The 14542-nt window shown below is 63.3% G+C and carries 11 protein-coding genes, 1 tRNA gene and 1 pseudogene; 7 read left to right on the top strand and 6 right to left on the bottom strand.

Annotated features, from left to right (window positions below; translation table 11 throughout):
- Position 1: 1 nt before the first annotated feature.
- The 6 genes and pseudogenes from P5705_RS15655 to P5705_RS15630 all read right to left on the bottom strand — a co-directional run bounded on the left by P5705_RS15655 (position 2) and on the right by P5705_RS15630 (position 4980).
- On the bottom strand, positions 2–1159 hold the full coding sequence (locus tag P5705_RS15655) for a JmjC domain-containing protein (protein WP_277461748.1): 1158 nt from the start codon (positions 1157–1159) through the stop codon (positions 2–4).
- Positions 1160–1237: 78 nt separating this feature from the next.
- Complete coding sequence (locus P5705_RS15650; protein ID WP_277461747.1) at positions 1238–1450, bottom strand: hypothetical protein; 213 nt, start codon at positions 1448–1450, stop codon at positions 1238–1240.
- Between the two features lie 78 nt (positions 1451–1528).
- Positions 1529–1840: a hypothetical protein gene (locus P5705_RS15645; protein WP_248918443.1), complete on the bottom strand. Its 312-nt coding sequence runs from the start codon at positions 1838–1840 to the stop codon at positions 1529–1531.
- Between the two features lie 133 nt (positions 1841–1973).
- Positions 1974–2224, bottom strand: a pseudogene (locus tag P5705_RS15640) (LuxR C-terminal-related transcriptional regulator).
- A gap of 66 nt (positions 2225–2290) precedes the next feature.
- On the bottom strand, positions 2291–3583 hold the full coding sequence (locus P5705_RS15635) for an HlyD family secretion protein (RefSeq protein ID WP_277461746.1): 1293 nt from the start codon (positions 3581–3583) through the stop codon (positions 2291–2293).
- Positions 3584–4668: 1085 nt separating this feature from the next.
- Positions 4669–4980, bottom strand: coding sequence for a hypothetical protein (locus P5705_RS15630; RefSeq protein WP_277461745.1), 312 nt, complete (start codon positions 4978–4980; stop codon positions 4669–4671).
- A 301-nt stretch (positions 4981–5281) separates the two neighbouring features.
- Here P5705_RS15630 and fdnG point away from each other — a divergent pair, with 301 nt between their 5' ends.
- The 7 genes from fdnG (at position 5282) to P5705_RS15595 (ending at position 14483) form a co-directional block, all read left to right on the top strand.
- Positions 5282–8350 (top strand): formate dehydrogenase-N subunit alpha, encoded by a 3069-nt coding sequence (gene fdnG, locus P5705_RS15625; RefSeq protein WP_277461742.1) that lies wholly within the window; start codon positions 5282–5284, stop codon positions 8348–8350.
- Positions 8350–9300, top strand: coding sequence for a formate dehydrogenase subunit beta (gene fdxH, locus P5705_RS15620; RefSeq protein ID WP_011531942.1), 951 nt, complete (start codon positions 8350–8352; stop codon positions 9298–9300). The genes fdnG and fdxH overlap by 1 nt, the downstream gene beginning before the upstream one ends.
- Positions 9297–9953, top strand: a complete 657-nt coding sequence (locus P5705_RS15615) for a formate dehydrogenase subunit gamma (RefSeq protein ID WP_213659352.1) — start codon at positions 9297–9299, stop codon at positions 9951–9953. The genes fdxH and P5705_RS15615 overlap by 4 nt, the downstream gene beginning before the upstream one ends.
- Before the next feature lie 4 nt (positions 9954–9957).
- On the top strand, positions 9958–10884 hold the full coding sequence (gene fdhE / locus P5705_RS15610) for a formate dehydrogenase accessory protein FdhE (protein WP_277461740.1): 927 nt from the start codon (positions 9958–9960) through the stop codon (positions 10882–10884).
- 149 nt (positions 10885–11033) lie between these two features.
- Positions 11034–12461 carry an L-seryl-tRNA(Sec) selenium transferase gene (gene selA, locus P5705_RS15605; protein ID WP_277461739.1) on the top strand — a complete coding sequence of 476 codons (1428 nt, stop codon included), beginning with the start codon at positions 11034–11036 and terminating at the stop codon, positions 12459–12461.
- Positions 12458–14380 carry a selenocysteine-specific translation elongation factor gene (gene selB / locus P5705_RS15600; protein ID WP_277461778.1) on the top strand — a complete coding sequence of 641 codons (1923 nt, stop codon included), beginning with the start codon at positions 12458–12460 and terminating at the stop codon, positions 14378–14380. Before selA ends, selB begins: the two co-directional genes overlap by 4 nt.
- Before the next feature lie 7 nt (positions 14381–14387).
- Positions 14388–14483 (top strand) — tRNA-Sec (locus P5705_RS15595).
- Positions 14484–14542 lie beyond the last annotated feature (59 nt).

The raw sequence follows: 14542 nt of genomic DNA, 5'->3' as shown, positions 1-14542 counted from the left end.
TTCAGGGGCGCATCAGTTCGAGGATGTCCTGTCGGCAGAGCTCGAACACCAGCGTTCGCAGTTTCGCCGGGTCAAGCTCGGGCAGCTCGGTTGTCAGTTGCTGCACGGAAATGCCGGGTGAATGCTCGATCTGGCGCACCAGGCGCAACGCCGTTTCGTCGAGCTGGAGTCGGGTACCGTTGGCGATTAGCTGGTTGCGGGCCACGGACAGGGTACTGTTGGCCGCCAGCCGCAGTACCGAGTCGTCGGGCAGTTGGTTGACGGTGCTGTTGCCGAAAACGTCGATGGCCAGTGGCGTCTCGACACGTTGGGCGGCATCGAACTGCTCCATGAAATGCCGGTAGTGGGCCGGGTCGCTGATCAAGCCTGCGAGTTGCGAGGCCAGCAACGACAGGGTCTCGCTATCCCGCTCGAAGGTGCTCATCGCCTGCCGCGCCGAGGCCAGCTCCGGCAGTTTCTGCAGGGACCATTGCACATAGTCCAGGGTGTTGGCCGGGAATGTGCCGACGGAGAGGTGGAAGGTTTCTTCCTCGAAGGGCAGAGGGTTGTGCCACCAGCCTCGCGGCAGGTACAGGACATCTCCAGGCTCCAGGACGATGTCCATGCACGGCTCGGCGGGGCAGGGGTAGTCCTGCTCCAGGTCCTTGCTCTGCTGCATGTACAGCGGGTCGGCGAAGCTGGGTTCGTAGATGATCCAGCGTTTGCGCCCCATCAGCTGGATGGCAAAGATGTCGCGCGTGTCCCAATGGGTCTGGAAGGAGGCCTGGCGGCCGAATGCGGCGTATGCGCTGCTGACCGTCTGCCGGCCAGTAAGCTGCGCCACCTGCCGGGCGAACCCATGGACCTTGGGTTCGTTGACGATCTTGTTGGCGATCAGCGTTGCGCCGTTTCTCATGCGCTCATAGACCGCCGACTTGTTCAGGCGGTGCCGGACCATGCCGACGTCATGGAAGGTTTCGATGTACTCGTGCTTGGGCACCAGGCCGTTGTGCAGGATCTTGAAGTCTGGGGATTCGACGTTGTTGCGCGTGATGATCTGGTTGGCGTCAGCCCAGGAGAAATCGGCGGAGGGCGTGAATGCTTGTTTGATGAAGAGCGGCTTCTTGCCTTGGTAGTGTTCGGCAAACGCTTGCTTTGAGACTTTGAAATCAATGATCACGACGCGCTCGAAATAACAATTTTTGAGCAAGATTGCTCTAGAGGGGGTTGGCTTGAAGTGGGTGTAGGTAGAAAGTAGCTACTTTACCAAGTCGAAGAAAACGGCTACGGGGTAAGACCAGCGATCTGATAGTGCGGCGGCAATAATGGCGGGTATGCCAATCATCAGCGGCATCTCGACGGTTTTTGATAACGTAATGCCCAGGAGCCGTAAAAGACCCTTTATTATCAGTGCGCCGCCCATGACCACCGCGATACACAGGAATAACCTGACCAGCTCTACATTTTCCATTTCACACGTTCTCCCACGGCTATCGGCATGGCCATGCGCATTCTGGAAACACCGATAGTCATGCAGGCAGGGTAGGGGTTAGCGGTTGTAGTTGGTGCCGGCGGCATCCATGCCACTGGTGATGAAGCCGCCGATCATGCCGCCGTAGAAGGCTGACTGCCCGCCACCGATCGCCATGGAGGTGCTGGCGCCAATGCCTGCAGGGCCGGTAAAGAAGCCCACTGCGGCACCGCCAGCCACCGTGCCGATAAAGCCGTTCATCGAACCGCCGCCCGCTGCGGCTTCATAGCCGATGTAGCCGGCACCCGCGACAACGGCACCGGCGACGGCGCCGGGGATGCCGAAACCACCCGCGACGACTTCCAGGTCTTCAACTTTAATTTCTTTCACGCGATCATCCTCATCATTGTTGTGGTGGCCGATATCAGTAGCTTGTTTTTTATTGAGCGATCAGGTTGGCTGGATTGCAGGTTGGGAAGAGTCATTGCAATACCCAGGGAGCACTGAAAAAACAGTGGCATGATCAATCGGCGGCGATAATAGGCGTGTGTAATGACTGGCTGTATCCGACAGATGTAGGGGGTGTCGCGGTCAGTACCTGGCTTTTGAGGCAATCAACTCCATGCGGGTGCGGACCCCGCTCTTGCGCAAGAGCGCGGAGACATGATCGCGCACGGTGTAGTCGCTGATACTCAGGTCGAGTGCAATCTGTTTGTTGGTTTTTCCAAGTAGCAGCAACTGCAAAACATCCGACTCTCTTCTGGTCAGGTCCATAACGATTCCGTAATACTTTTCTTTGTTAGACATTCCAGCTACCCGGGTCTCGTTCCCGGGCTTGAATCAATCGTGAAACCTGCCTGTCACCGAATAGAGCGGTTCCAGTGCCCATTCATAGAGTCTTCGCCGGTCCTGGAGCACATCCGCCTCCAGCAGCATGCCTGCCTGCAGCGGTTGACGCTGCCCGTACAGGGCGATGTCGGGAGCGTCGAGTGCCACGGTGACTCGGTAGAACAGTTCAGCCGGCGCGCCTTGCCCTTGCAGGGCGGTGGCGATGTGCGCGGGTAGCTCCTGCGTGGCATAGGGGCTCTTCGCGACATCGACGACGCGGCCGTGGGCCATGCCGAACTTCTGGTACGGATAGGCGGCATAGCGCATCAACACCTTCTGGCCCGGCTCGATGAAGCCTGCCTGGCGTGGCGCGGCATACAGGTGGGCATACAAGGTGGCGCCCCGGGGGATCAGGCTGGCCAGTAACGCACCGGCATTCACCTGCTGGCCGACCTGCGCGCTCAGCCCGGTCAGGGTACCGGCGTATGGCGCCACATTGACCAACTCGCTGCGCGCCTGGTTCTCGGCCTGCTCCTGCTTGACCAGTGCGGTGGCGCTGTCGGCCTCGCTCATCTCGCTGCGATGACGCAGTTCGGCTTCCTGGCGCTGGGCCAGCAACCCGGTACGTTCGCGCTCCAGGCTGGCGCGTGCGCGCTGATTGCCCTGCAACTGCCCCTGCAGGGTCAGCCAGTCGCCCTCGGCCTGCTGCAACTGCGCTATAGAAATGAAGCCGGCGTCGACCAGTTCCTGCTGGCGCCCCAACTGCACTTTGGCCAGTTCCGCACGGCGTTGCAGCAGGCGGACTTCCTCGGCGAACTGCTGAAGCTCACTGGCAATCGTCGCCAGGCGAGTGTCGAGCATGTGCGACTGGCTTTTCAGGCGCTCGTCCGCCAGTGCCCGGTTGCGCAACAACAGGTTCAGGCGCTGCCCCAGCTGCTCGGCGATCATCGCCTGTGTCCCGCCAGCCCCGGACAGACGTTCGCCGGAGATCACGAACAACACATCGCCCTTTTCAACCTGCTGACCTTCCGTGGCGCGCACCTGCGTCAGCAGGCCGGTCCCGGTGGCGGTCAGGCGCAACATGCCGTGCTCGGGCATCAACAGGCCGCGCACAGTGGCTTTGCGGGTATAGGTTCCAAAGTAGGCGAAAGCCGCGATCAACACGATCAGCAGGCCGGCCACCAGGGCGGCGATGCGGTATCCCCATGGCTGATGGATCAGGACATTGCCGAAGCGCTGTTCCTGAACCGCCGCGACGGCTTCCGGGCGGAACAGGGGAGTGGCGGCGGCTGAAGGGGCGGGCATCAATGCGAACCTGTTGAAATTATCATGGGCGTCTTCCTGCGCGGCGCGGATGATAATTCATAGCGAATAGTAACAATATTCATTTGTGAAAAAATCCGAACATATATGTTGCCAATCGTTTCCTCGTTGGCAGGCTCTGCGTTGGGGGTCTTGAGGCATCAGGGGGCTACCCAGCTTTCAGGCGGTGCGGTGTAGTCTTGGGCCTGCCCCCTCACCTGCACTTTTCTAGTCGCGAGGCGTTCATAGGTCGATGACTTGATCAGGCGGTGCCTGTCCCGATTTACTCCTGCTTGGTGACCAGACCGTCGTGGGGGATCTTGAAGTCGTCAGATTCGATACTGCCGTGCTCAATTATCTCATTGGCGTCGGGTTAAAGGTGACAGCGGTGTGTTAATGGCGATATTGGTTTTTGGCGTTTCAATTGTTTGCTGGCGGCGCACTCTCTAGTTTTCCAGGCAAATGGTTGGTCCAGGCAGTATCTAGTCCGCGATTTATAACGCCCCTTCCGCCATCGCTCTATACAAGCTCACGTTTCGTTGGCTGGATTGCATGGCGGTAAATGTATTTCTGTTTTTAGCGAAGTGGAAGGGTTTTGCTTTTGCAGTTACTTTGTCAACCCGAGTAGAGAAACTAATGCTTGCGAATAAGTGTTTGTGATGTGAGCTGCGATTATGGCGGGCACGCCGGTGAGCAATGGAATCTCCAGAGGCTCCGGGATTCTGGGCTTAAAAATCCAAAGGAGCAGTTTCATTAGTATGCAGCTGATGAGGGCTGCGCTTACTGTAAGGCTGAGCCTGATTGCTTCAAGGGGCTCCATGTTTAGCATTCAATGATGCCTAATGCGTCGGCCAATGTACGTGACCAGCGATCGGCGATGTAGATCGCTACTAAGGTGGACAAGGTGATGGCAAGCGAAAAGTATAAGGGATCCGATATGTTTTTTTTGAAACAGGAAAGTATGATTTTTATCATAAATAAAACTAGCAGGCTCGCACCTATGTTAAGTGCAAATCTTAATACGCCGAAGGCATCCATGTTTTATTGATCCATTGCTGATGCGCCCACTAGGAGTGGGGTTGTTGCGGCTATCGGTTATAGTTAGTCCCTGCAGCATTCATCCAGTTGTTTAGCATTCCGCCTGCCATACCGCTATAAAAACTGACCTGTGTGCCTGCGATAGCTCCGGCTGCAACAGCTTGCGCACCTGCAGGGCCAGCTACGAAGCCGCCGATAGCACCTGCCGCCACAGTCGTTGCAAAATCATCGATCGAGCCTTCGCCTTTCATGGTTTGGTACCCGATGTAGCCGGCTCCGGCGACGGCTGCACCGACAACAGCTCCGGGGATACCGTACCCACCCGCGATGAGTTCGAGCTCTTCAATGTGTAAATCCTTCACCGCGGATCTCCTGAAATATGATGAAATATGAGGGGCGGGTGTGGGTTGACGAAAGTAGCGAATACGCATCCGAGCCGATAGCGTCCTCAGCGGCAGAATGGGTAGGAGACCTCCCGCAAACTCGTCGTACTTGAGAGTGGCCCAGCAATAGCCCGGCTCCCACTCAAACCATGACCCAGGTCATCCCACTTCCCGATTTCTTGACTAGTCTTAACCGTTGGCGGCGTCTGCCTGCCGCCACCGTGAAGTCCCTGAGGCGCCGGCCATGTCCCGCGCGCCCGAACCTGATCAGGAGTGCGCGATGGACCTCAACCGTCGGCAATTCTTCAAGGTCGCCGCCGTCGGCCTTGGAGGCTCGAGCCTCGCGGCGTTGGGCATGGCCCCGACACCCGCGTTCGCCGAGCAGGTGCGCCACTTCAAGCTGGCGCACACCATCGAGACCCGTAACACCTGCCCCTACTGCTCGGTCGGCTGCGGCCTGATCATGTACAGCCAGGGTGACGCGGGCAAAAACGTCAAACAGAACATCATCCATATCGAGGGCGACGCGGACCATCCGGTCAACCGCGGCACCCTGTGCCCGAAAGGCGCCGGCCTGCTGGACTTCATCCACAGCCCCAGCCGCCTCAAGTACCCCGAGGTGCGCAAGCCGGGCAGCAACGAGTGGACCCGCATCGGCTGGGACGAAGCCCTCGACCGTGTCGCCGACCTGATGAAACAGGACCGCGACGCCAACTTCATCGAGAAGAACGCCCAGGGCCAGACGGTCAACCGCTGGCTCACCACCGGCTTCCTCGCCGCGTCCGCCGCTTCCAGCGAAGCGGGCTACATGACGCACAAGGTGATCCGTTCGCTGGGCATGCTGGGGTTCGATAACCAGGCGCGTGTCTGACACGGCCCGACGGTGGCAAGTCTTGCCCCGACGTATGGCCGTGGCGCGATGACCAATCACTGGTCTGACATCGCCAACGCAAACCTGGTCCTGGTGATGGGCGGCAACGCCGCTGAAGCGCACCCGTGCGGCTTCAAGTGGGTGACCGAAGCCAAGGCGCACAACAAGGCGCGGCTGATCGTGGTCGACCCGCGGTTCACCCGTACCGCTTCCGTAGCCGACTATTACGCGCCGATCCGTACCGGCAGCGACATCGCCTTCATGGGCGGGCTGATCAACTACCTGCTGAGCAACGACAAGATCCAGCACGAGTACGTGCGCAACTACACCGACGTGTCATTCATCGTCAAAGAGAGCTATGGCTTCGAGGACGGGCTGTTCAGCGGCTACGACGCGGCCAAGCGCACCTATGCCGACAAGTCCGGCTGGGGTTACGAGCTGGGCGAGGACGGCTTTGCCAAGGTCGATCCGACGCTGCAGCACCCGCGTTGCGTCTACCAGCTGATGAAGCAGCACTACAGCCGCTACACGCCTGAGCTGGCGAGCATGACCTGCGGCATGCCCCAGGACCAGATGATGAAGATCTGGGAAGAGATCGCCACCTGCTCGGTGCCGGGCAAGACCATGACGATCCTCTACGCCCTGGGCTGGACCCAGCACTCCATCGGCGCGCAGATCATCCGCAGCGCGGCCATGGTGCAGTTGCTGCTGGGCAACGTCGGCATGCCGGGCGGCGGGGTCAACGCCCTGCGCGGGCACTCCAACATCCAGGGCCTGACCGACCTGGGGCTGCTGTCGAACTCGCTGCCGGGTTATCTGACCCTGGCCGGCGACGCCGAGCAGGACTACGCCGCCTACATCGACAAGCGCGCCTCCAAGCCGCTGCGACCGGGGCAGCTGTCCTATTGGCAGAACTACGGCAAGTTCCACGTCAGCCTGATGAAGGCCTGGTACGGCGCCAACGCCACTGCCGCCAACAACTGGGGTTACGACTGGCTGCCCAAGCTCGACGTGCCGGCCTACGACGTGCTGCGCATGTTCGAAATGATGGGCCAGGGCAAGGTCAACGGCTATATGTGCCAGGGGTTCAACCCGATCGCTGCGCTGCCGGACAAGAACCGCGTCACCGCGGCCCTGGCCAAGCTCAAGTGGCTGGTGATCATGGACCCGCTGGCCACCGAAACGTCCGAGTTCTGGCGCAATGCCGGCGCGTTCAACGACGTCGACACGGCCAATATCCAGACCGAGGTGATCCGCCTGCCCACCACCTGCTTCGCCGAGGAGGACGGCTCGCTGGTCAACAGCAGCCGCTGGCTGCAGTGGCACTGGAAGGGCGCCGACGGCCCGGGTGAGACCCGCACCGACGTGCACATCATGAGCGAGCTGTTCCTGCGCCTGCGCAAACGCTACCAGGCCGAAGGCGGCGCCTACCCCGACCCGATGCTCAACCTCAGCTGGCCGTACAAGGTCCCGGAAGAGCCTTCGCCGGAGGAGTTGGCCAAGGAGATGAACGGCTGGGCGGTCAGCGACCTCACCGATGCCACCGGTGCCACCCTCAAGGCCGGCCAGCAGCTGGCCGGCTTCGCCCAGATGAAGGACGACGGCAGCACCGCGTCCGGCTGCTGGATCTTCGCCGGCTGCTGGACCGAGCAGGGCAACCAGATGGCCCGGCGCGACAACAGCGACCCGTACGGCATGCACCAGGTGCAGAACTGGGCCTGGGCCTGGCCGGCCAACCGGCGCATCCTCTACAACCGTGCCTCCAGCGACCCGCAAGGCAAGCCGTGGGACCCGGAGAAGAAGCGCCTGGTGTGGTGGAACGGCAAGGCCTGGACCGGCACCGACGTGCCGGACTTCAAGGTCGATTCGCCACCGGAAGCAGGGATGAACCCGTTCATCATGAACCCCGAGGGCGTGGCGCGGTTCTTCGCCGTCGACAAGATGGCCGAGGGGCCGTTCCCCGAGCACTACGAGCCGTTCGAAACGCCGATTGGCATCAACCCGCTGCATCCGCAGAACAAGAAGGCCATCAGCAACCCGGCCGGGCGGATCTTCGATTCGGTGTGGGACACCCTGGGTACGCATGACGAGTTCCCCCATGCGGCGACCACCTACCGGCTGACCGAGCACTTCCACTTCTGGAGCAAGCATTGCCGGCTCAACGCCATTGCCCAGCCCGAGCAGTTCGTCGAGATCGGCGAGGTGCTGGCCAACGAGAAAGGCATCAAGGCCGGCGACCGGGTACGGGTGTCCAGCAAGCGCGGGCATATCGACGCGGTGGCGGTGGTGACCAAGCGGATCCGTCCGCTGCAGGTCAACAACCAGACCGTGCACCAGATCGGCATCCCGTTGCACTGGGGTTTCACCGGCGCCACGCGGCACGGCTACCTGACCAACACCCTGGTGCCGTTCCTCGGTGATGGCAACACCCAGACGCCGGAGTCCAAGTCGTTCCTCGTCAAAGTGGAGAAACTCTGATGGCCAGCCAAGACATCATCGCCCGCTCGGCCACCACCACCGTGCCACCCTCGGTACGCCAGCAGCAGGAAGTCGCCAAGCTGATCGACACCACCAAGTGCATCGGCTGCAAGGCCTGCCAGGTGGCGTGCTCGGAATGGAACGAACTGCGTGACGAGGTCGGCCACAACCACGGCACCTACGACAACCCCCAGGACCTCAGCGCCGAGACCTGGACCCTGATGCGCTTCACCGAGCACGAGCGCGACGACGGCAACCTGGAGTGGCTGATCCGCAAGGACGGCTGCATGCACTGCGCCGACCCAGGCTGCCTGAAGGCTTGCCCGAGCCCGGGGGCGATCATCAAGCACGCCAACGGTATCGTCGACTTCAACCAGGACCACTGCATCGGTTGCGGCTACTGCATCACCGGCTGCCCGTTCAACATCCCGCGCATCTCGCAGAAGGACCACAAGGCGTACAAGTGCACCCTGTGTTCCGACCGCGTGAGCGTGGGCCTGGAGCCGGCCTGCGTGAAGACCTGCCCGACCGGGGCGATCGTCTTCGGCAGCAAGGAGGAGATGAAGGTGCATGCCGACGAGCGCATCGTCGACCTGAAGTCGCGGGGCTACGACAAGGCCGGGCTGTACGACCCGGACGGCGTCGGCGGCACCCATGTGATGTATGTGCTGCACCACGCCGACACGCCACGGATCTACGCCGGCCTGCCGGACCAGCCGGTGATCAGCCCGCTGGTGGGGCTGTGGAAGGGCTTCACCAAGCCATTGGCGCTGCTGGCCATGGGCGCGGCGGTGCTGGCCGGGTTCTTCCACTACGTGCGCGTCGGCCCGCAGCGGGTCGAGGAGGACGAACACCCGGCACCTGTGGACAGCAGCGTGCATCAGGTGGACCCGGCGGTGCATGTCTATGATCCGAACCGCCCAGGCGGGCAGGGGGAGCAGCGGCCATGAACGACAACAAACCCATCCTGCGCTACAACGCCAACGAGCGGAGCAACCACTGGATCGTCGCGATCCTGTTCGTGCTGGCCGGGCTGTCGGGGCTGGCGCTGTTTCACCCGGCGCTGTTCTGGCTCAGCCACCTGTTCGGTGGCGGGCCGTGGACGCGGATCCTGCACCCGTTCATCGGCGTGGGCATGTTCGTGTTCTTCCTCGGGCTGGTGCTGCGCTTCTGGCGCGCCAACTTCATCACCGCCAACGACCGCCTGTGGCTGCGCCGTATTGACCGGGTGATGCTCAACAAGGAAGAGGGCGTGCCGCCGATCGGCAAGTACAACGCCGGGCAGAAGCTGCTGTTCTGGACGCTGCTGGCGTGCATGCTGGTGCTGCTGGTCAGCGGCGTGGTGATCTGGCGCGCGTACTTCAGCCATTGGTTCGGCATCGAGGTCATTCGTCTGTCCGCGCTGCTGCATGCCCTCGCGGCGTTCGTGCTGATCCTCAGCATCATCGTGCACATCTATGCCGGGATCTGGATCAAGGGCTCGATCGGCGCGATGCTGCATGGTTGGGTGAGCCGGGCCTGGGCGCGCAAGCACCATGAACTGTGGTACCGGGAAGTGACCGGCGACAAGACGCCACACAACCACGGTGGAAAAGAAGGATGACCGTTTGAGTACGATTCTCGAACCTGGGCAGATCGAAGCGTCGGCGGTGATGCCGCCGTTCCTGCACCTGCCCCCCGCCAACCTCTTCGAGGTGCGCGCCGCGCGGCTGGAGCACCTGGCAGAGGGCAACGCCCTGGGTGACTACCTGCAACTGATGGCCCGGCTGTGCCGGATTCAGCAGTGGCTTGTGGATAACCCGCCTGCTGGCTTGCCAGTGGCCGAAGAGCGCCAGCGCCTGTGTATAAGTCATGGTTTGCCGCCCCTGGCGGCCGACAGCCTGGTGCGTGAAGGGCCGTGGCTGGCCTGGTTGCAGGCGTTGCTCGAGCGCTTCGAGGCCGAATCCGACGGGCCACTGGCCGAGGCGCTGAATGCGCTGTGTGGCAGCGACGATGCCCAGCGCAAGGGCTGGGCGATTGCCCTGCTCGGTGGCCAGTACGACGCGGTGCCGGCGGCACTGGTGCCCTTTATCGGTGCTGCGTTGCAGGCGGCGTGGTCCAGCTGGCTGCTGGCCTTGCCTGCGCCCGAGCTCAAGCCAGCGGGCAGCCTGGCCCAGTGCCCGGCTTGCGGATCGCCGGCCATGGCCGGGGTGGTGCGCAACCGTGGCAAGCACAATGGCCTGCGTTACCTGGCCTGCTCGCTGTGTGCCTGCGAATGGCATGTGGTGAGGGTCAAGTGCGTGTACTGCGAGTCGAGCAAGGATTTGCGCTACACAAATCTTGACGATGACCGACATGCGTCAGGCAAGGCGCCTCTGCGCGCTGAGTGCTGCCCTGGGTGCGAGAGCTACCTCAAGCAGTGCTACCTGGAGAACGACGCCGCGGCCGAGCCGCTGGCCGATGACCTGGCGAGCCTGGCGTTGGACATGCGCTTGGACGAGGAGGGTTTCCATCGACTGGCGCCCAACCTGCTGCTGGCGCCGGGGGGAGGGTAACGGGTCTACACTGCAATACCGAGTTGCCCCCGTTCGCCGGCAAAGCCGGCTCCTACAGGCGTCCCATCGGACGGCACCTCTCCCGTAGGAGCCGGCTTTGCCGGCGAAAGGGCCAGAACAGACAACGGATCAGTCATAGGTAGTACCGCATGTCTTCAAGCCTCGCCAGCGACACCCCACGCCTGCCCTCCATCGATACCCTGCTGCGCCATCCGGTCTGTGCTCCGCTGATCGACCGTCATGGCCGCGACGCAGTGCTGGCCAGCCTGCGCCAACTGCTCGATGACTTGCGCGAGCCTGCTCGCCTCGGCCAACTGAGTAACGCCGAACTGGCCGCCGAAGTGCTCCTGGGCCGCGCCGGCGAACGCCTGGCCATCCAGCAACGCAGCCAGGTGCGCCGCGTCTTCAACCTCACCGGCACGGTACTGCACACCAACCTCGGCCGAGCGTTGCTGCCCGAAGAGGCGATCGACGCCATGCAGACCGCCGCCCGCTACCCGCTGAACCTGGAGTTCGATCTCGACACCGGCAAGCGCGGCGACCGCGATGACCTGATCGAAGGCTTGATCCGCGAACTGACCGGCGCCGAGGCCGTCACCGTGGTCAACAACAACGCCGCCGCCGTGTTGCTGGCGCTCAACAGCCTGGGCGCGCGCAAGGAAGGGATCATCTCCCGCGGCGAGCTGATCGAAATCGGCGGCGCCTTCCGCATCCCCGACATCATGGCCCGCGCCGGCGTGAAGCTGCACGAGATCGGCACCACCAACCGCACCCATGCCCGTGACTACGAAGGCGCGATCAACCCGCGCACCGGCCTGCTGATGCGCGTGCACTGCAGCAACTACAGTATCCAGGGCTTCACCACCCAGGTGCCCACCGCCGAGCTGGCGCGCATTGCCCATGAACAGGGTCTGCCGCTGCTCGAGGACCTGGGCAGCGGCAGCCTGCTTGACCTGACCCGCTGGGGCCTGCCCGCCGAGCCGACCGTGCGCCAGGCGCTGGCCGACGGCGCCGACATCGTCACCTTCAGCGGCGACAAGCTGCTCGGTGGACCGCAGGCGGGGATCATTGTCGGGCGCAAGGAACTGATCGCGAAGATCAAGAAAAATCCCCTCAAGCGTGCCTTGCGGGTGGACAAGATCACCCTCGCGGCACTCGAAGCCGTGCTGGCGCTGTACCGCAACCCTGATCGGCTGGCCGAGCGCCTTCCAAGCCTGCGCCTGCTGACCCGGCCCCAGGCTGAAATCGCTGCACAGGCTGAACGCCTGGCACCTGCGCTGGCCACGCGATTGGGGGCGCAGTGGGAGGTTCGCGTGGAATCGGCCCTGGGCATGATCGGCAGCGGCAGCCAGCCTGTGGCGCGTTTGCCAAGCGCGGCCTTGTGCCTGCGTCCGCAAGTGTCGAAGAAGTTGCGCGGGCGCAGCCTGCATGTGTTGGAGCGGGCGTTGCGCGACCTGCCGGTACCGGTGCTCGGGCGCATCGACGACGACGCCCTGTGGCTCGACCTGCGCCAGCTGGATGACGAGGCGCAATGGCTGGCGCAACTGCCGGCGTTGCAACTGGGGCCGGTGCAGTGATCGTCGGTACCGCCGGCCATATCGACCATGGCAAGACCGCGCTGCTCCAGGCCCTGACCGGCCAGGCCGGCGATACGCGCCAGGAAGAGCGTGCCCGGGGCATGACCATCGACCTTGGCTATCGCTATGCGGCGCTGGCCGAAGGCGCGCCGCTGACGGGGTTCATCGATGTGCCCGGCCATGAGCGCTTTATCCACAACATGCTTGCCGGCGCCCATGGCATCGACCTGGTGCTGCTGGTGGTGGCCGCTGACGACGGGGTGATGCCGCAGACCCGCGAGCACCTGTCGATCATCGAGCTGCTGGGCATCCCCCAGGCGCTGGTGGTCATCAGCAAATGCGACCGGGTCGAGCCGGCGCGGTTGACCGAGGTCCAGGCCCAGGTCAGCGAACTGCTCGCGGCGGGGCCATACGCCGGGGCCAGGCAATTTCCGGTTTCGAGCCTGTCCGGCGAGGGGATCGACGCCCTGCGCGCGGCCTTGCTGGCGGCCGAGGCGCAGGTTCGTCAACGCAGTGTGCGAGGCGGTTTCCGCCTGGCCGTGGACCGTGCCTTCGCGGTTTCCGGGGCTGGGGTGGTGGTTACCGGCACGGCGCTGGCCGGGCGGGTCAGCGTGGGCGACACCTTGCTGTTGGGCAAGGCTGGCAAACCGGTACGGGTGCGTGGCCTGCATGCGCAGAACCAGGCGGCATTGGTAGCTGAGGCTGGGCAGCGGGTTGCACTGAACATCAGCGCGGAAAAGCTCTCGGCCGAGCAGGTACATCGTGGCGATTGGCTGATGCCGGAGTGGTTGCATGCGCCCAGCGTGCGGGTCGATATCGACCTCACCTTGCTGGCGGGAGAAACCCGCGTGTTCGAGCATTTCAGCGCGGTGCACGTGCACCTGGGGACCCAGGATGTCACTGCCCGGGTCGCGTTGCTCGAAGGGGAACGGCTCGGGGCTGGCCAGCGCATGTTCGCCCAACTGCTGCTCAATGCACCGTTGCAGGCGGTGCATGGGGATCGTCTGGTGCTGCGTGACCAGCGCGCCCAGCGCACGCTGGGGGGTGGCCGTGTGCTCGACCCCTTCGCACCAAGCCGGCAGCGGCGCAGCGAGGCGCGCTTGCGCCAGTTGCAGGTGCTGCGCGAAGCCGACAACCTTGAACAGGCGCTGCCCGCCTTGCTGGAGGCGGCCCCCGGCGGTCTCGAGCCCCAGCGCCTGGAGCGCCAGTTCAATCGCCTGCGCGAGACCTGGCAGTTGCCGGATACGGTGCTGGTGATTGCCACGCGTCAAGGTCAGCTGTTGTTCGATCGCCTACAGTGGCAGGCGCTCAAGCAACAGGTGCTGGAGCGCCTGGCGCGGTTCCATGAACAGGAGCCTGATCAGCTTGGCCCGGACCGTGATCGGTTGCGCCGCTTTACCGCGCTGCCGTTGGAGCGCCCCGCGTTTGTCAGCCTGCTGGATGAGTTGTTGGGCGAAGACGCGATCAGCAGCAGTGGCCCATGGCTGCACCTGCCGGATCACCGGGTCCAGTTGAGCGACGCGGATACCGCGTTGTGGGCGCGTCTGTTGCCGCGCCTGCTGGCGGGCGAGTTCGATCCGCCCTGGGTGCGCACTCTGGCTGGCGAGGAGGGTTGTGCGGAGGCTGACGTGCGCCTGTTGTTGCGCAAGCTGGCCCGGTTGGGTTTGGTGCACCAGGTGGTGCGTGACCTGTTCTACCCGGAGACGACGCTGAGGCGCATGGCAGAGCTGCTGTTGCGCCAGGCTGCGACATCGCCGATAGTGCAGGTCGCGGCGTTTCGCGATGGCCTGGCCATCGGTCGCAAGCGCAGTGTGCAAATTCTTGAGTACTTCGACCGCATTGGCCTGACCCGTCGGGTCGGTGACCTGCGTCATGTCCGCGTCGACAGCGCCCTGGCCCAGCCGCAACGCGGGCCCTGATTTTCAAGGAAGGCAATCGCGCCCGGTGGCGCGGCCGGGCTTCAAACCCGGTTGGGGACGGCAGCCGTTCCCGGGCAGGTTCGACTCCCGCTGCCTTCCGCCATTTTTCCAGAAGATGAAACGATCGCGGGGCAAGCCCGCTCCCACGATGCCCTGTACAGG

It is taken from the genome of Pseudomonas entomophila (assembly GCF_029478665.1).
Taxonomy (GTDB): Bacteria; Pseudomonadota; Gammaproteobacteria; order Pseudomonadales; family Pseudomonadaceae; genus Aquipseudomonas; species Aquipseudomonas entomophila_F.
The sequence above is the reverse complement of the archived record's forward strand: the minus strand, read 5'-3'. Positions and strand labels throughout refer to the sequence as shown.

What these genes read in the sequence shown, in the direction of transcription:
- P5705_RS15650 (WP_277461747.1), bottom strand. Translation starts at nt 1,450, where the DNA reads ATGGAAAATGTAGAGCTGGTCAGGTTATTCCTGTGTATCGCGGTGGTC.
- P5705_RS15635 (WP_277461746.1), bottom strand. Translation starts at nt 3,583, where the DNA reads ATGCCCGCCCCTTCAGCCGCCGCCACTCCCCTGTTCCGCCCGGAAGCC.
- fdxH (WP_011531942.1), top strand. Translation starts at nt 8,350, where the DNA reads ATGGCCAGCCAAGACATCATCGCCCGCTCGGCCACCACCACCGTGCCA.
- P5705_RS15615 (WP_213659352.1), top strand. Translation starts at nt 9,297, where the DNA reads ATGAACGACAACAAACCCATCCTGCGCTACAACGCCAACGAGCGGAGC.
- selA (WP_277461739.1), top strand. Translation starts at nt 11,034, where the DNA reads ATGTCTTCAAGCCTCGCCAGCGACACCCCACGCCTGCCCTCCATCGAT.